Source organism: Pseudomonas sp. BF-RE-22, from assembly GCF_019956155.1.
Classification (GTDB): domain Bacteria; phylum Pseudomonadota; class Gammaproteobacteria; order Pseudomonadales; family Pseudomonadaceae; genus Aquipseudomonas; species Aquipseudomonas migulae.
Genome location: NZ_JAHBDD010000077.1, coordinates 1 through 15604, shown reverse-complemented (window position 1 = coordinate 15604; position 15604 = coordinate 1). Strand labels below are relative to the sequence as shown.

Genomic DNA, 15604 nt, shown 5'->3' with positions numbered 1-15604 from the left:
CTACAGGTACGGTGGTGCTTTTGTAGGAGCGAGGCTTGCCCGCGAATGGCGCGCCGCCTATTCCGGATCTGTCCCCGATTCCAACAGCTGCGCCCCCGGCCCCCGATCCCCCAACACATCACCAAAATTACGCAACGGACACGCCTCCATCGACAAACACCCACAGCCAATACAGCCATTGAGCGTGTCCCGCAGCAAGGTCAACTGATTGATCCGCTCATCCAGCTCCCGGCGCCACTGCGCCGACAACACCTTCCAGTCCGCCGCCGTCGGCGCGCGGTTATCCGGCAGGGTTTTCAACGCCTCGCCAATCTCCGCCAGCGGAATCCCCAAGCGCTGCGCCACTTTGATCAACGCCACCCGCCGCAACACTTCACGCGGATAGCGCCGCTGGTTGCCCTGATTGCGCGTGCTTTTGATCAAACCCCTGGCTTCATAAAAATGCAGCGCCGTGACCGCCACGCCGCTGCGGGCGGCGACCTGGCCGACGGTGAGCTCTTTATGCAGTTGTTGCGAGGTGATCATGTGAAAAATGTCCCTTGACCTCTAGTTAACTCGAGGTTTTACCCTGCAGGCCTTCGGATCGCAAGATCCGGCTTACACGTCAGTGGGGACTCTTCATGCAAGCGCCAGAGAAAAATCGCAGCTTCACCCAATTGATCGAATTCGAGATCGAACCCCATCAACAGCCCGCCCTGGTGTCGGCGCTGTCGTTACAGACCGAACGCCTGGCCCAGCGTTACAGCGGTTTTCTCAGTGCGAGCATCCAGGCCAGCGACGATGGCCGGCGGGTGCTCAATTACCTGCAATGGCAATCGCGTGAGGCGGGGGAGGCCGCGTTTCAGGGTTTTGAAAGCGGCGAGCAGGATTTCTGGCAACTGATCCGCGCCCATCAGGCGAAAACCGTGACGTTCGGCTCGTTCCAGGTGCTGCACAGCCTGGAACGCAGCCACGACAACGCGCTGCATTGCAATCTAGTGAGCTAAATCGACAGCTGCATCAAGCGCTCGCCCTGCACGTTTTCCGTGGGCCGGCGCTTGTTTACCGCCAGTTCGCCGATCTTGATCAGGCGCGTGCGGGTGACGTTGCGGCTCAAGCCCAGCAGTGCGGCGGTGTGCACCTGGTTGTAATGGCTGAAACGGTAAGCCGCGCGCAGCAAGGCGTCCTCGACTTTCTCGTGCAGCGCGCCGGCCTGTTCCTCGAACAGCTTTTGAAACGCGCGGTCGAGCAAGGCTTCCGGTGAATCGTCGAGCTGGCTGTGGTAATCGTCCTGACGCTCGATGCGCATGTTCGACAGGCGCAGGTCATCGCGCTCGATCACGCCGTTACGGCAGATCAGCAAGGTGTGGTGAATGACGTTTTCCAGCTCGCGGATGTTGCCGGGCCAACTGTAACTGCGCAGTTTCAGTTCGGCTTCCTTGCTGATGGTGATGGTGCCGTAGCCGAGGCGCTGACTGTAGGCTTCGACGAAGTGACGGGTCAGCGGCAGGATGTCGCCGGGGCGATCACGCAGCGGGCTCAGTTCCAGGCTGACCACGTCGAGGCGGTAATACAGGTCCTCGCGGAAATGCCCGGCGTTGATGGCTTTTTCCAGTTGCACGTTGGTCGCCGCCAGCACGCGCACGTTGATCGGAATGCTTTTGCGCGAACCCAGGCGCACCACTTCGCGCTCCTGCAACACCCGCAGCAACTTCACCTGAATCGCCATCGGCAGATCACCGATTTCATCGAGGAACAAGGTGCCGCCGTCGGCCTCTTCGAACCAGCCGGCCTTGGCGCTCAAGGCTCCGGTGAACGCGCCTTTTTCGTGGCCGAACAACTCGGCCTCGACCAGGGATTCGGAGAACGCGCCGCAGTTGACGGCCACAAACGGGCGGTTGCGCCGGGCGCTGAGGTTGTGGATATGCCGCGCCACCAGCTCCTTGCCGGTACCGGTTTCGCCGATGATCAGCACGCTGGCTTCACTCGGCGCGACCTGTTGCAAATGCGCGAGCAAGGCCTGGGATTTCGGGTCTTCGAATACTTGCGCGGTGGCGCGGATCGACGTGGCCAGGGCGGGCGAGGGCGGTAAGGTCAGCAGTTGCATGGGGCAGGCTCCATGAGAAGGCTATGAATAGAATGTCGGAATCGGCAGGGACTGGTTCAACGCCCAGTCGCCCAGTTCATGGAGTTTGTAATCCACCGGGTCGTGCAGGGTTTGCGTGCGCAGGTTGCGCCAGTGACGGTCGAGCCGCAGCGAGGCGTGAGTCGAGCGCGCACCGGTCACTTCGAACAGCCGGCTACAAAGTTCGAGGCCGTTGCGCGTGGCGGCGACTTTGGCCGTGGCAATCGCGGTGGCGAGGTGTCCACGTTCTTCGGCGCTGAGGTTCGGGCCTTTCGCCCAGGCCTTGTCGAGCAGGTCGGCGGCGCGTTCCACCAGCAAACGAACGCCTTCGAGCGCAACCCAGAATTCGCCGTAATGGCCGAGCACATACGGGTCCTGGCGCACATCCTGAGCGCTGGATTTGTGCCACGGACGGGTTTCGGTGAGGGTGTATTGCCGCGCCTCTTCAAAGGCACCTTCGGCGATGCCGAGGAACATGTGCGTAAAAGTAAGCTGCGCGATCAATGGCCGCAGGCAGGCGAACGGTGTGCTCAGCGGACCCGGGTCGAGCAGCAATTCCGACTCTTCGACCCGCACCCGTTCGAACGAAGCGCTGCCGCTGTCGGTCTGGCGCTGGCCCATGTTGTTCCAGTCGTTGTGCAGGGTGATGCCGCTGCGGCCGCTGGGGATGGCCGCGATCAACAGCTTGCCGCCGGCGCTTTCATCCACTGCCGAGGCGATCAGCATTTCCGAATCGCTGGCGCCGGAGCAGAAACTTTTCTTGCCGGAAAACTCGCGCCAGCCACCGAGTTTTTTCACTACGGTGCGGGTGTCCAGCGGATTGAGGGCATTGCCCCAGAACCAGTTCTTGCGCGCGGTCTGTTCGAACCACGGCTGCCACTGCTCGGGTCGGGCGAACAGGCGCACGGTGGCGAGCATCAGGTGATGAAAACCGAAGACGTGGGCAATCGAACTGTCGACCTTGGCGAACTCGCGCACGATGGTCAGGGTTTCACTCCAGCTGGCGCCGAGGCCGCCGTACTGGGTGGGAATGCTCAACGCGAGCAGACCGCTTTGGCGCAGGGCGTCACGCTCGGCTTTCGGCGTACCGCCACGTTCGTCGCGCTCGACCGCGGTCAAGGCAAACTCGGCGGCCAACTGGCGGGCGGTTTGCAGGGGGGATAACAGGGCGCTTAGCGGCTTGGCAGTCACGCGGGGTTCCTCAATAAATTCAACACCGTCCCCTGTAGGAGCAAGCTTGCTCGCGATAAACGATGACGCGGTCCCACTGGAGAACCGCGGTGACTGCATCGCGAGCAAGCTTGCTCCTACAAGGGCAGGGTGGGTCAGGCCGTGGCTTTGGCGGGCAGCACATCATTGGCGATCATTTCGCCAAACGGCCCGGTGAGGTTGGTCACGCCACGCCCCGCCAGGCTTGCGTACGGTTCAGGCAACAGCGGGAACACCAGCTCGGCAAAGCGATACGCCTCTTCAAGGTGCGGATAACCGGAAAAGATAAAGCTCTCGATCCCCAGGTCCGCGTATTCCTTGATCCGCGCCGCCACTTGCTGCGGATCACCCACCAGCGCCGTGCCGGCACCGCCGCGTACCAGGCCGACACCGGCCCACAGGTTGGGGGCGATTTCCAGGTTGTCGCGACGCCCGTCATGCAGCGCCGCCATGCGCCGCTGGCCTTCGGAGTCAAAGCGCGAGAACGACTTTTGCGCGGCGGCGATGGTCTCGTCGCTGATGTGTTCGATCAGTTTGTCGGCGGCTTTCCACGCCTCTTCGGCCGTCTCGCGAACGATCACGTGCAAGCGAATGCCGAACTTCACCGTGCGCCCGTTGCGTGCTGCGCGCTCACGCACATCAGCGAGTTTTTCCGCGACGGCGGCCGGTGGTTCGCCCCAGGTCAGGTAGACATCGACCTGCTCGGCGGCGAGTTCATGGGCGGCTTCAGAGGAACCACCGAAGTACAACGGTGGATAGGGTTTCTGCACCGGCGGATAAAGGGCCTTGGCGTTTTGCACTTGCAGGTGTTTGCCTTCGAAGTCCACCGCTTCGCCTTGCAGCACGCGACGCCAGATCTGCAGGAATTCGTCGGTGACTTCATAACGCTCGCTGTGGTCGAGGAAGATCCCGTCGCCACGGTTTTCGTCCGGGTCGCCACCGGTGACCACGTTGATCAGCAAGCGGCCGTTGGACAGACGATCCAGTGTCGCGGCCATACGCGCCGAAACCGTCGGCGAAATAATCCCCGGACGAATCGCCACCAGGTAACGAAGGCGTTCGGTCAACGGCACCAGCGCCGAAGCGATGACCCAGGAATCCTCGCAGGAACGCCCGGTGGGAATCAGCACGCCGTGATAGCCGAGGCTGTCGGCGGCCTGCGCCACTTGTTTCAGATAGTTGAGCGTCACCGGGCGAGCGCCCTGGGTGGTGCCCAGGTAATGGCCATCGCCGTGGGTCGGCAGAAACCAGAAAACATCCATGAAAAGATCCTTAAGCGATTTTCAGCAGATTTTTGGGGTGCACGCCGAACAACGGCGCGGCGCGTTCTGCAGCAAGGCGAATGCGGGCCTTCAAGGGCTCACTGGTTATTTGGTAATTGGCGAAATCGGCTTCGGTGGCGTAGACGCCGATCGGCAGGGTCAGCGCCTGGAAGAAACTGAACAGCGGGCGCAACTGGTGATCGAGCACCAGCGCATGCCGTTCGCTGCCACCGGTGGCGGCGAGCAGCACCGGCGTATTGATCAGCGCGTTCAAGTCGATCAGGTCGAAGAGGTGTTTAAGCAGGCCCGGATAGGAGCCGCGATAAACCGGCGCGGCGACGATCAGCAGGTCAGCGTTTTCGATGGCTTGCAGCTCGGCTTCGATGTCGGCGCTCAGTTCCTGGCGCGACAGGGCCGCGCCCAGTGGCCGGGCGATGTCGCCCAGTTCGATCAGCTTGCTCTCGATCGGCAATTGCCCGGCCAGTTCGGCCAACAGCGCTTGGGTCAGCACCAACGTGCGGGACGGACGCCAGGTACCGCCGGAGAGGGCAACGACTTTCAATGGACGCGACATGATCAGTTCCTTTTTAAACAGTTGCTCAGCGAGCAGTGAGTAGTGAGTAGTCACAGGGCTTGAGCAAGAGCTGTACCAATCCTTCGAGCCCACGATTTACGTGGCTTGCAGCGCATTGATGACTGCGTGCTGTTCGATTTTAAGGACTGTTTGTTGAATGACTGTTGCCTGGCAAACAGTTGCGTGGGCAACAGTTGTGTAAGGCGATGGGGTTGTTATAAAGGCTGTTTGTTATTCCTCAAAAGACCATTGCAAGATATTTATAGATCATTAAGAAATATGCACGCCCTTGTAGGAGCCGGCTTGCTGGCGATGAGGCCCGTGAGTCATACGGTGTTCTTACGGTCGTCATCGCCAGCAAGCCGGCTCCTACAGGGTGGGGCGATTCCACTTCAATACCCACTATCGAGAGCGTTGATTTCTGCCCATCGAAAGGCGCGAGTAGCCTGTGTTCATTGCCCCGAACCCAGATGCCAGGACGCCAGACCATGAAACCTCTACTCGCCACTTTCCTGATGCTCGCCGTCTCCGTTCTCGCCGGATGTGCCAGCCACGTATCCCCGGAACTGCGGCCCTACACCGCCGAGGAAACCCGTGAACTGGCACTGGAATCGCTGAATCGTCGCGGTTTGTCCTTCGATGAATACCACGCGAAAAAAGCTGAATTGCTCGGTCAGCCACAGAAATCCTTCAGCTTCGACAAACAAGGCGAAATGAACGCCGAGCGCACTGTTCAACTGCACGGTCGCCCAAGCTGAGCGACTGTACTGCTCGAAGTTTCACCCAACTGTCCATGGGTTTCCCGGCAGGCGTGCGATAGGGTCAATACCTGAATGACCCTGACGGACTGCCACCAATGACGCTCTCGCTCGATCTGCTGCTGGGTTTCGCCCTGTTCGCTCTCGTTACCTCGATCACCCCCGGCCCGAACAACACGATGTTGCTGGCATCGGGCGTGAACTTCGGCTTTAACCGCACCATCCCCCACATGCTTGGCATTACCTGCGGGTTCTTCGTCCTGGTGGTGGCGGTGGGTTTTGGTCTGGGCGCAGTGTTTCAAAGCTATCCGTTGCTCTACACCGTGCTGCGCTACGTTGGCGCGGCGTATTTGTTGTACCTGGCGTGGAAAATCGCGCATTCCGGTCCGGTATCCGACGGCGAGAACGGTGAAAGCAAACCGATCAGCTACCTCGGCGCGGCCGCATTCCAGTGGGTCAACCCCAAGGCCTGGATCATGGCCATCGGTGCAATCAGCACCTACACGCCGATGCAGGGCTATTTCACCAACGTCATCGTGATTGCGGCGGTTTTTGCCCTGATCAACCTGCCGAGCGTCGGCGTCTGGGCCGCGTGCGGCACGCTGCTGCGCAACGTGCTCAAGGACCGCCGCTGGTTGCGCGTGTTCAATTGGGGCATGGCCGCGTTGCTGGTGGTTTCGCTGTATCCGTTGATGCTGGAAAGCTTTAGCTGACGCATTGCTTCAACCGGTTGCCCGATGCCTGTTAAGCTCGACTTCAGGAGCGTTCCTACGCACTTTCAAGTGAAGTCGTACTTTCTTAACGCATCCGATCAGGTATTGCTGGCGCACGGGTTGCCAGCACCTGGTCCCGGAACAAGCTCTGCGAGTCTTTTATGAATAAACGTCCGTTGTATTTCGACTACGCCGCCACCACGCCGGTGGACGAGCGGGTCATCAAGGTCATGGTCGAGTGTCTGGGGTTTGCCGGGAACTTCGGCAATCCTGCGTCCAGCTCCCATGCATTCGGCCAACAGGCCCGGCAATCGGTCGAGCAGGCGCGACAGCAAGTCGCCCAACTGGTGGGGGCGCAAGCCGACCAGATCGTCTGGACCTCCGGCGCCACCGAATCGAATAACCTCGCCCTCAAGGGCGTGGCCCAGGCTCGCGGGGTGCCCGGCGGGCACATCATCACCAGCCAGATCGAACACAAGGCGATTCTCGATACCGCAAGGCAATTGCAGGAAGCCGGTGTTGCCGTGACGTATCTGGTGCCCGACGCGCAAGGTCTGATTACCCCGCAAGCGGTCAGCGAAGCGATGCGCGAGGACACCTTTCTGGTGTCACTGATGCTGGTCAACAACGAGTTGGGCACGGTCAATGACATCGCGGCCATCGGCGAGGTCGTGCGGGCCCGCGAGGCGTTGTTCCATGTCGATGCGGCCCAGGGCGCGGGGAAAGTGGCCATCGACCTGGCGCGATTGCCGGTGGACCTGATGTCGTTTTCGGCGCACAAGATCTATGGTCCCAAAGGCATCGGCGCGCTGTATGTCGGGCCTCGCGCGCAACAGCGTTTGCAGGCGCAGATTCACGGGGGCGGCCATGAAGGCGGCTTGCGTTCCGGGACCCTGGCGACTCACCAGATTGCCGCCATGGGCGTGGCGTTCGCCCTGGCCGCGCAACTGTTCGATGAAGAGAAAGCCACGATTGCGCGCCTGCGCGAGCGCTTGCTCGAACACCTGTCGGGCATTCCCGGCGTGCGCCTCAATGGCAGCGCGACCCAGCGCATCCCTCACACCTTGAGCCTGACCTTCAGTGAAGGTGAGTTCAACTCCGCGGCGTTGAGCGCATCGATTGCGTTTTCTGCGACCTCGGCCTGTAATTCCGCGAGCAATGCGCCGTCCCATGTGCTGCTGGCACTGGGGCATGACGCCCGCTCGGCGAGCCGCACCATTCGCTTGAGCCTGGGGCGTTTCACTACCGAGCAGGACATCGACCAGGCGGCACAACTGATTAAAGCGGCCTGCGCCAGTGCCCCGGCATTCTGGCAATAAGGCCTTAAGTGCCGACGTTGATCGGCACTCAACAATAATGATGAAGTGATTAGCAGGAGACATGATGAGTACGCAGCCTTCGATCAATGGATCGGTGCCCGAGCGCCTGGCGCACACCCGCAAGCTGATGAGCCGGGAGGGCATTCACGCCCTGCTGGTGCCGTCGGCCGATCCGCACCTGTCGGAATACCTGCCGGGCTACTGGCAAGGACGGCAATGGCTGTCGGGCTTTCATGGCTCGGTGGGCACGCTGATCGTCACGCCGGATTTTGCCGGTGTCTGGGCCGACAGCCGTTATTGGGAGCAAGCGACCAAGGAGCTTAAAGGCAGCGGCATCGAACTGGTCAAGCTGCAACCGGGTCAACCCAGCCCGCTGGACTGGCTGGCCGAGCAAACCCCTGAAGGCGGCGTCGTCGCGGTAGACGGTGCGGTGATGGCCGTGGCCTCGGCACGTACGTTGGGTAGCAAGCTCGAAGAGCGCGGCGCCCGTCTGCGCACCGACATCGATCTGTTGAGCGAAGTCTGGAGCGATCGTCCGACGCTGCCGAACGAGCCGGTCTATCAGCACCTGCCGCCTCAGGCGACGGTCAGCCGTGGCGAAAAACTCGCCAACCTGCGTGAGGTGTTGAAAGAGCGTGGCGCCGACTGGCATTTCATTGCCACCCTCGACGACATCGCCTGGCTGTTCAACCTGCGCGGCGGCGATGTGTCGTTCAACCCGGTGTTTGTCTCTTTCGCCTTGATCAGCCAACAACAGGCAACCCTGTTCGTGGCCTTGAGCAAAGTCAGCGCCGAGCTGCGTGCGGTCCTCGAACAGGACGGCGTGACCCTGCGCGATTACAGCGAAGTGGCCGACGCCTTGCGCGCAGTGCCGAGCGGCGCGAGCCTGCAAGTCGATCCGGCACGCGTCACCGCTGGTTTACTGGATAACCTGAACAGCGGCGTGAAACTGGTCGAAGGCCTGAACCCGACGACATTGGCCAAATCGCAGAAAAGCCTGGCCGATGCCGAGCATATCCGTAAGGCCATGGAGCAGGATGGCGCGGCGCTGTGCGAATTCTTCGCCTGGCTGGAGTCGGCGTGGGGCCGCGAGCGCATCACCGAACTGACCATCGACGAACACCTGACCGCAGCGCGCACGCGTCGTCCGGATTACGTGTCGTTGAGTTTCAACACCATTGCTGCGTTCAACGCCAACGGGGCGATGCCGCATTACCACGCGACCGAAGAAGAGCACGCGGTGATCGAGGGCGACGGTCTGTTGCTGATCGACTCCGGCGGCCAATACCTGGGCGGCACCACCGACATCACGCGGATGGTGCCGGTCGGTACGCCAACCGATGAGCAGAAGCGCGATTGCACGCGAGTGCTCAAGGGCGTCATTGCGCTGTCCCGTGCGCAATTCCCTCGGGGCATTTTGTCGCCGTTGCTGGACGCCATCGCCCGTGCGCCGATCTGGGCGGAAAACGTTGATTACGGTCACGGCACCGGTCACGGCGTCGGCTACTTCCTCAACGTTCACGAAGGCCCGCAAGTGATTGCCTATCAAGCTGTTGCTGCGCCGCAAACCGCGATGCAGCCGGGCATGATCACTTCCATCGAGCCGGGCACCTACCGTCCGGGTCGCTGGGGCGTGCGGATCGAGAACCTGGTGTTGAACCGTGAAGCGGGCAAGAGCGAATTCGGTGAGTTCCTGAAATTCGAAACCCTGACCCTGTGCCCGATCGACACGCGCTGCCTGGAACCGTCGTTGCTGACTCAGGACGAAAAACAGTGGTTCAACGCGTATCACGCCGAAGTGCGCGAACGCTTGAGTCCGCTGGTCGACGGTGCAGCCCTTGAGTGGCTGAACACTCGGACCGCTGCTATCTGATCGGCTTGAGTTCAGGCGCTGCTTCCAGCGCCTGGCTCATGTAGTCGACAAAGGCTTTGACCCTGGCGGATTGGCGACGATTCGCCGGGGACACGGCATGCATCGGCAGTGACTGCGCGGTGTAGTCCTGCAAAATCGCGGTCACTCGCCCGGCTTTCAAGTCTTCGCTGAACAGCCACACCGGCGACAACGCAATCCCCAGTCCCCCCAGCACCATCTCGCGAATCGCCTCCGAGTTGTTGCTTTGCGCATTGCCCTTGATCCGCACCTCGTGGCGTCGATTGTTTTTCTCGAAAACCCATAGATTCTGACTGTTCAACAGATTGAACTGCAGGCAGTTGTGCCCGCCCAGTTCTGCCGGCGTGTGCGGCCGGCCGTGTTTTTTGAGGTAGGCCGGCGCTGCGACAGTTACGCGGTGGGTGGTGCCGATGTGGCGGGCGATCAGGCCGCTGTCATTCAGTTCGCCGATTCTGAAGGTGACATCCAGTCCTTCGCTGACCAGGTCCTGGTTTTGATCACTCAGTTGCAGGTCGATTTCTATGCCGGGATGGCGCTCAAGGAATTGCGCCAGTCGTGGAGCAATCTGCAAACGCCCGAAGCTGACCGAGGAGCCGATGCGCAGGTGGCCGGCAATGCGCTCCTTGCCGGACTGGAAACTGTGCTCGGCCGCATCGACGGCCGCGAGGATTTGTCGACATTCGTTGTAGTACCGCTGGCCTTCATCCGTCAGGGAAAGCTGGCGGGTGCTGCGTGCAATCAGTTTTCCGCCCAGCCCGGTCTCCAGCGCCTTGAGCACTTTGCTGATGGTGGGCTGGCTGGTCTGCATCTCTCGGGCAACGGCAGAAAAGCTGCCGCGTTCGACGACCCTTACGAAGATTGCCATTGCATTGAGTTTGTCCACGGGAGTTCTCATTGATGCCAGATAGGCATGGTCACTATAGCTATTTAGCGTCTTATCAGTATGAGTCGGTTGGCCGAAGATTTATCCCACAGCCACCTCTGACGGGAATATGCGAAATGACTGACTCACTTGAAATGCGCGCTCTGATTGTCGACTCGGCCAACGCGCCGCTACGCTTGGTTTCCATTCAACGACCGGTGCCTGAAGCAGGGCAGGTATTGGTCCGGATCAAAGCCAGCGGGGTAAATCCACTGGACGGGAAAATCCGTTCGGGCCAGGCCGCCCATGCACGTCAGTCATTGCCGGCGGTGTTGGGCATTGATCTGGCGGGAACCATCGAGGCGTTGGGGGAAGGGGTCAGTGGATGGCTACCGGGCGATGAGGTTTATGCCATGGCCACCGGCATTGGCGGGGCGCAGGGTTCGTTGGCGGAGTACGCAGCAATCGATGCCAGACTGCTGGCGCGCAAGCCAGGCAATTTGAGTATGCGTGAGGCGGCGGGGTTGCCGTTGGTGTTGATTACGGCGTGGGAAGGGTTGGTGGACCGGGCGCGGGTGCGTGCGGGGCAGAAGGTGCTGATTCATGGCGGTGCGGGTGGTGTGGGGCATGTGGCGGTGCAAATAGCCCGCGCCTTCGGTGCCCAGGTGTTTGCCACCGGTTCTGCCAGGCATCAGGCAATCATCGAAGGCTTCGGTGCGACGTTTATCGACTATCGCCAGTCTTCGGTCGAGGAATATGTAGCGCAACACACGGATGGGGAGGGCTTCGATATCGTCTACGACACGGTGGGCGGTGAGACACTGGATGCGTCATTCAAGGCTGTACGGGTTTATCACGGTCATGTGTTGAGTTGCCTCGGTTGGGGGCAGCACAGTTTGGCGCCGCTCTCGTTTCGTGGCGCAACCTATTCCGGCGTATTTACGTTATTGCCGTTACTCACCGGCGTGGGGCGCGAGCGTCACGGGGAGATTCTTCGTGAGGCGGCTCTCTTGATCGAGGCGGGCAAGCTGAAGCCGATAATGGATCCTCGGGCGTTCACTCTGCAAACCGCCGAGGCCGCCCATGAGCTGCAGTTTTGCGGAGCGGCTCAGGGGCGGTTGGTCATCGAGATTTAACGCAGGGCTTCAATCACGAAGTCCAGTCGATCCTGGCCGAAGAACAGCTGGTTATCGATGAACATGCTGGGGGCGCCGAACACGCCGCGTTGCACCGCTTTCTCGGTGTTGTCCTTGAGCGCGGCCTTGACGTCTTCATCGGCGGTCAAGGCCAGCACTTCGTTGGGGTCAAAGCCGTTCTGCGTCAACACTGAAGCGACGGTCGCCGGGTCATCGAGGCTGCGTCCCTCGACCCAAAGCGCTTTAAACAGGCAGTCGATGAATGCCTGGAAGCGTTCGGGATGACGTAACTGCATGCCAGTGACGGCGCGCATCAGCATCAATGTATTAATGGGAAAGTGCGGATTGAACTTCAGTGGCACGCCATAACGTTTGGCGTAGCGGTCCAGGTCCTGAAACATATAGAAGCCCTTGGCCGGAATGGTCGCAGGGGAAGCGTTGCCGGTGGCTTTGAAAACGCCGCCCAGCAGCATCGGGATGTAGACCAGTCGGCTGTCTGTCTGCTCGCAGATTTTCGGCAGTTGGGTATAGGCCAGGTAGGTGGCAGGGCTGCCGAGGTCGAAGTAGAGCTCAACGGTTTTGCTCATGTTCAATGCGCTCTGTTTATTGTTATTGGGGGAGGGCTTACCAGCGTTCGCTCCAGGGGCGCAGGTCCAGCTCGAAGGTCCAGGCGTCACGGGGCTGGCTGTGCAGGTACCAGTAGTTCTCGGCGATGTGTTCGGGATTGAGGATGCCATCCTGATCCTTGGTGGCGTACTTCTCGGGAAAGGTGTCGCGGATAAAGTCGGTGTCGATAGCGCCGTCAACGACGACGTGGGCAACGTGAATATTCATCGGCCCCAGTTCGCGGGCCATGCTTTGAGCCAGTGCGCGAATGCCGTGCTTGGCACCGGCGAATGCTGCAAATCCGGCGGCACCCCGCAGACCGGCAGTCGCGCCGGTAAACAGAATCGTACCCCGCTGACGCTTGGCCATGCGCTTGGCCACTTCACGGGCATTGAGAAAGCCTGAGAAACAGGCCATTTCCCAAATCTTGAAATACTTGCGAGCGGTTTCTTCGAGAATGCTGCACGGCACATTGGCGCCGATGTTGAACACAAACGCTTCGATGGGGCCGATCTGGCTTTCAATCTGCTCGACCAGCGCAATCACGTCCTCTTCCTTGCGCGCATCACAGGCAAAACCATGGGCTTCACCGCCCTCGGCTTTGATGGCGTCCACCAATGGCTGGAGTTTGTCCGCACTGCGCCGGGTGACACAGGCGACAAATCCTTCTTCAGCAAAACGCTTGGCAATAGCTCCACCAGTAGCATCACCGGCGCCGACAACCAGTACGACCTTCTTATTATTCATGAGGTGCTCTCTTTGCTAAACGATCGTTAACTAAACGAACGTTATGCTACGATTCGGCAGGCGTCAAGATGATCAATATTGAGGGCAAGGCAATGCGTTACTCGGCCAATCACAAACTGGAAACCAAACAGAAGCTGCTGGAAAGCAGTGCGTTGTCGGCGAAGAAGTCGGGTTTCGCAACAGTCGGTGTCGATGCCTTGATGAAGGCTATCGGCTTGAGTGGAGGGGCTTTCTACAGCCACTTTTCGTCGAAGGATGAGCTGTTCGCTTCAATTGTCGAGCGTGAGCTGGTTCAAAGTCTGGAACGATTGGGGGCGGATCAGGACCGTGACAGGCTCGAGCGCTGCCTGAAGCATTATTTAAGCATGTCCCATGTCGAACACCCGGAGTCGGGTTGCGCCTTGCCGGCATTGGGCGCCGAAATAGCCCGTTCAGACGTGCTGGTCCGGCAGCAGGCGGAGAACTGGATTTGTCGGCTACAAGAGAGTTGGGCGCGGATTCTGGAGAGCGACAGCCTGGCATGGGCGATTCTGTCGCAATGCATCGGTGCGTTGGTTGTGGCGCGAATGCTCGCCACCCCTGACATCCAGCGCACGGTACTGAAGTCCAGTTACGATGAGATCAGCCGTCAGATCGCCGGCCCGCGGACCTGAGGTGACGGCCTACTTGCAGATGACGATCATGCTGCGGCTGGTATAGCCGGCCGGGTTGAGACCAAACGGATAATCGCCAGGTTCTTCCACGCCATCCCCTGATTTCGCGATGACCTTGTATCCCTTGGGCGCACAGGAGTTGGCTGCGCTGGTGTAGCACTTGTCCCAGGATGACGACAGCCCGGAACAGTTGATATGCAATCCTTTCTTGCCACGTTTGGTATGAGTTTCCGAAGTCGCCGCGCAGCCCGCAACTGCAAGTATGGCGATCAGTATCAAAATTCGTTTCATTGCTGTCCTTATAGCGTCCCCGGATCTTTGCGCCCGGGTCTGGCCGTGTTCGCTTTAGCTTGAAGCGTTCTTATATCCCTATCGTGAAAAATCCATGTCTGACACTGGGTTACGGGCCTAAACATGGCCTAATTGCGCGGTAAATACCAGACCTTCGTCAAATCCTGTATTAATCCGCGGCAACCGCAGGTTTGGCGGCACCGCCCATGGTCATGGTCGCGCCGACGGAAGCCAGAATGATGCAGATGATAGCCATCCACTGTGACAGTGAGAGGTATTCATGGAGGAACAACAGACCTGACAGGGCACCGATCGCAGGTTCAATACTCATCAGCGTGCCGAAGGTCCGGGCTGGCATTCGGGTCAGGGCGACCATTTCCAGCGTATAGGGCAGGGCAGTGGACAACAGGGCGACGCCGATCGCTATGGGAATCAGCGATGGCGTCAGCAGCGCGGCGCCGGCATGCACAATACCGATAGGCGCTACGAACAGTGCGGCAATCATGACGCCCAGTGCAGCAGTCTGTACGCCATTGTCTGCGCCGGCCTTCTGGCCGAATAGAATGTACAACGCCCAGCAGACTCCGGCCCCCAAGGCATAACCCGCACCGACCAGATCGATACCGGCAGTCGTGGCTCCCGTGGGTATCAATAACAGCAACCCGATGGCGGCCAGTGCGATCCATAAAAAGTCGATCGCGCGACGTGAGGCATAAATAGCAACCGCCAGCGGCCCGGTGAACTCCAGCGCTACCGCGATTCCCAATGGGACTGTGCGCAGGGACATATAGAAGAGGAAGTTCATGCCGCCGAGTGCCATCCCGTAGACAATGACCGTGCGCAAGGATTTCGCGGTGAGCTTCGCACGCCATGGGCGCAGCAGTATCAGCATGATTACGCTGGCGAAAATCAACCGCAGGGTCGTTGTCCCCTGCGCACCGATAACCGGGAACATGCTTTTGGCCAGGGAGGCTCCGGACTGGATCGACGCCATGGCTATCAATAGCAGGCCAACCGAGAACAGGGTCGAGGCAAGGCTGCGGGGGTGGTCATTCATTGCGTGGCATCGTCCAAGGCAGGAAACGAACGTATTGTTCTAGTGTTGGGCAATATACTGCGCATTCAAGGTGTTCGCGTCTATATATAAGCAGTGATTTTGAGCATCCTGATAGAAAGGCTAAATTAGGGGTTGACGGCAGATTCTGGAAGCCTATAATTCGCCCCACTTCCGGCGCAGTCGAAACGGAAAACTCCTTGGTAAACAAAGAGTTACGCAGTTTTCGATAGCGAGTTGCTTCAGGTCATCGAAGCCCAGAAGGAGTTGAAGGAGCGGTGTTGTTTGGCTCTTTTGGCGGTTCGATCTTCTCGGTCGAAAGCGGAGAAAAAGAGGTGTTGACAGCAGCGAGTAACGCTGTAGAATTCGCCTCCCGCTAACGAGAGATCGGAAGCGCAAGTGGTTGAAGTTGCAAAGGAAACTTT

Annotated in this window: 17 protein-coding genes and 1 pseudogene; 7 read left to right on the top strand and 11 right to left on the bottom strand. The window is 59.8% G+C overall.

What is annotated here, in order from left to right:
- Window positions 1-57: 57 nt before the first annotated feature.
- The gene (soxR, locus tag KGA82_RS26170; RefSeq protein WP_223415872.1) at window positions 58-525 is read right to left on the bottom strand and encodes a redox-sensitive transcriptional activator SoxR; all 468 of its coding nucleotides are present in this window, start codon (window positions 523-525) and stop codon (window positions 58-60) included.
- 95 nt (window positions 526-620) lie between these two features.
- On the opposite strand from soxR, the gene KGA82_RS26165 reads away from it, so the two are divergent.
- Window positions 621-986 (top strand): antibiotic biosynthesis monooxygenase, encoded by a 366-nt coding sequence (locus KGA82_RS26165; protein WP_192419417.1) that lies wholly within the window; start codon window positions 621-623, stop codon window positions 984-986.
- On the opposite strand, the gene KGA82_RS26160 is transcribed toward KGA82_RS26165, so the two are convergent.
- From KGA82_RS26160 to msuE, 4 genes are all read right to left on the bottom strand, one after another.
- Window positions 983-2086: a sigma-54 interaction domain-containing protein gene (locus KGA82_RS26160; RefSeq protein WP_008032617.1), complete on the bottom strand. Its 1104-nt coding sequence runs from the start codon at window positions 2084-2086 to the stop codon at window positions 983-985. The genes KGA82_RS26165 and KGA82_RS26160 overlap by 4 nt on opposite strands.
- A gap of 21 nt (window positions 2087-2107) precedes the next feature.
- Entirely contained in the window at window positions 2108-3295 is a 1188-nt protein-coding gene (locus tag KGA82_RS26155; RefSeq protein WP_032829030.1) for an acyl-CoA dehydrogenase family protein, read from the bottom strand.
- 134 nt (window positions 3296-3429) lie between these two features.
- Window positions 3430-4575 (bottom strand): FMNH2-dependent alkanesulfonate monooxygenase, encoded by a 1146-nt coding sequence (gene ssuD / locus KGA82_RS26150; RefSeq protein WP_008032614.1) that lies wholly within the window; start codon window positions 4573-4575, stop codon window positions 3430-3432.
- Between the two features lie 10 nt (window positions 4576-4585).
- On the bottom strand, window positions 4586-5149 hold the full coding sequence (gene msuE / locus KGA82_RS26145; protein WP_008032612.1) for an FMN reductase: 564 nt from the start codon (window positions 5147-5149) through the stop codon (window positions 4586-4588).
- Between the two features lie 488 nt (window positions 5150-5637).
- On the opposite strand from msuE, the gene KGA82_RS26140 reads away from it, so the two are divergent.
- The 4 genes from KGA82_RS26140 to KGA82_RS26125 all read left to right on the top strand — a co-directional run bounded on the left by KGA82_RS26140 (window position 5638) and on the right by KGA82_RS26125 (window position 9812).
- Window positions 5638-5907 (top strand): hypothetical protein, encoded by a 270-nt coding sequence (locus KGA82_RS26140; protein WP_008043025.1) that lies wholly within the window; start codon window positions 5638-5640, stop codon window positions 5905-5907.
- Window positions 5908-6005: 98 nt separating this feature from the next.
- A complete protein-coding gene (locus KGA82_RS26135) occupies window positions 6006-6620 on the top strand; it encodes a LysE family translocator (RefSeq protein WP_008032608.1) in 615 nt (204 codons plus the stop codon).
- Window positions 6621-6781: 161 nt separating this feature from the next.
- A complete protein-coding gene (locus KGA82_RS26130) occupies window positions 6782-7939 on the top strand; it encodes a cysteine desulfurase family protein (protein ID WP_223453095.1) in 1158 nt (385 codons plus the stop codon).
- A gap of 64 nt (window positions 7940-8003) precedes the next feature.
- On the top strand, window positions 8004-9812 hold the full coding sequence (locus KGA82_RS26125) for an aminopeptidase P family protein (RefSeq protein WP_223453094.1): 1809 nt from the start codon (window positions 8004-8006) through the stop codon (window positions 9810-9812).
- Here KGA82_RS26125 and KGA82_RS26120 read toward each other — a convergent pair.
- A complete protein-coding gene (locus KGA82_RS26120) occupies window positions 9805-10725 on the bottom strand; it encodes a LysR family transcriptional regulator (RefSeq protein ID WP_223453093.1) in 921 nt (306 codons plus the stop codon). The genes KGA82_RS26125 and KGA82_RS26120 overlap by 8 nt on opposite strands.
- Before the next feature lie 104 nt (window positions 10726-10829).
- Here KGA82_RS26120 and KGA82_RS26115 point away from each other — a divergent pair, with 104 nt between their 5' ends.
- Window positions 10830-11828, top strand: a complete 999-nt coding sequence (locus tag KGA82_RS26115) for a zinc-dependent alcohol dehydrogenase family protein (protein WP_207286748.1) — start codon at window positions 10830-10832, stop codon at window positions 11826-11828.
- On the opposite strand, the gene KGA82_RS26110 is transcribed toward KGA82_RS26115, so the two are convergent.
- Both KGA82_RS26110 and KGA82_RS26105 read right to left on the bottom strand, forming a co-directional pair.
- Window positions 11825-12415 (bottom strand): 2-hydroxychromene-2-carboxylate isomerase, encoded by a 591-nt coding sequence (locus KGA82_RS26110; protein ID WP_223453092.1) that lies wholly within the window; start codon window positions 12413-12415, stop codon window positions 11825-11827. The two genes, KGA82_RS26115 and KGA82_RS26110, sit on opposite strands and share 4 nt — an antisense overlap.
- Before the next feature lie 37 nt (window positions 12416-12452).
- Window positions 12453-13181, bottom strand: a complete 729-nt coding sequence (locus KGA82_RS26105; protein ID WP_192227822.1) for an SDR family oxidoreductase — start codon at window positions 13179-13181, stop codon at window positions 12453-12455.
- Between the two features lie 92 nt (window positions 13182-13273).
- Between KGA82_RS26105 and KGA82_RS26100 the strand changes: the two genes are divergently transcribed.
- Window positions 13274-13834: a TetR/AcrR family transcriptional regulator gene (locus tag KGA82_RS26100; RefSeq protein ID WP_008032598.1), complete on the top strand. Its 561-nt coding sequence runs from the start codon at window positions 13274-13276 to the stop codon at window positions 13832-13834.
- Window positions 13835-13843: 9 nt separating this feature from the next.
- Here KGA82_RS26100 and KGA82_RS26095 read toward each other — a convergent pair whose 3' ends face one another.
- The 3 genes and pseudogenes from KGA82_RS26095 to KGA82_RS26085 all read right to left on the bottom strand — a co-directional run.
- Window positions 13844-14125 (bottom strand): hypothetical protein, encoded by a 282-nt coding sequence (locus KGA82_RS26095; protein WP_008043007.1) that lies wholly within the window; start codon window positions 14123-14125, stop codon window positions 13844-13846.
- Between the two features lie 169 nt (window positions 14126-14294).
- Window positions 14295-15182, bottom strand: a complete 888-nt coding sequence (rhtA, locus tag KGA82_RS26090; RefSeq protein WP_008043004.1) for a threonine/homoserine exporter RhtA — start codon at window positions 15180-15182, stop codon at window positions 14295-14297.
- Between the two features lie 239 nt (window positions 15183-15421).
- Window positions 15422-15604 (bottom strand): annotated as a pseudogene (locus tag KGA82_RS26085) (hypothetical protein); the annotation flags it as partial.

Bases quoted from the DNA above. Each gene is read 5' to 3' on its own strand.
- soxR (WP_223415872.1), bottom strand. From the start codon at position 525: ATGATCACCTCGCAACAACTGCATAAAGAGCTCACCGTCGGCCAGGTC.
- KGA82_RS26165 (WP_192419417.1), top strand. From the start codon at position 621: ATGCAAGCGCCAGAGAAAAATCGCAGCTTCACCCAATTGATCGAATTC.
- KGA82_RS26160 (WP_008032617.1), bottom strand. From the start codon at position 2,086: ATGCAACTGCTGACCTTACCGCCCTCGCCCGCCCTGGCCACGTCGATC.
- ssuD (WP_008032614.1), bottom strand. From the start codon at position 4,575: ATGGATGTTTTCTGGTTTCTGCCGACCCACGGCGATGGCCATTACCTG.
- msuE (WP_008032612.1), bottom strand. From the start codon at position 5,149: ATGTCGCGTCCATTGAAAGTCGTTGCCCTCTCCGGCGGTACCTGGCGT.
- KGA82_RS26140 (WP_008043025.1), top strand. From the start codon at position 5,638: ATGAAACCTCTACTCGCCACTTTCCTGATGCTCGCCGTCTCCGTTCTC.
- KGA82_RS26135 (WP_008032608.1), top strand. From the start codon at position 6,006: ATGACGCTCTCGCTCGATCTGCTGCTGGGTTTCGCCCTGTTCGCTCTC.
- KGA82_RS26130 (WP_223453095.1), top strand. From the start codon at position 6,782: ATGAATAAACGTCCGTTGTATTTCGACTACGCCGCCACCACGCCGGTG.
- KGA82_RS26125 (WP_223453094.1), top strand. From the start codon at position 8,004: ATGAGTACGCAGCCTTCGATCAATGGATCGGTGCCCGAGCGCCTGGCG.
- KGA82_RS26120 (WP_223453093.1), bottom strand. From the start codon at position 10,725: ATGAGAACTCCCGTGGACAAACTCAATGCAATGGCAATCTTCGTAAGG.
- KGA82_RS26115 (WP_207286748.1), top strand. From the start codon at position 10,830: ATGACTGACTCACTTGAAATGCGCGCTCTGATTGTCGACTCGGCCAAC.
- KGA82_RS26110 (WP_223453092.1), bottom strand. From the start codon at position 12,415: ATGAGCAAAACCGTTGAGCTCTACTTCGACCTCGGCAGCCCTGCCACC.
- KGA82_RS26105 (WP_192227822.1), bottom strand. From the start codon at position 13,181: ATGAATAATAAGAAGGTCGTACTGGTTGTCGGCGCCGGTGATGCTACT.
- KGA82_RS26100 (WP_008032598.1), top strand. From the start codon at position 13,274: ATGCGTTACTCGGCCAATCACAAACTGGAAACCAAACAGAAGCTGCTG.
- KGA82_RS26095 (WP_008043007.1), bottom strand. From the start codon at position 14,125: ATGAAACGAATTTTGATACTGATCGCCATACTTGCAGTTGCGGGCTGC.
- rhtA (WP_008043004.1), bottom strand. From the start codon at position 15,182: ATGAATGACCACCCCCGCAGCCTTGCCTCGACCCTGTTCTCGGTTGGC.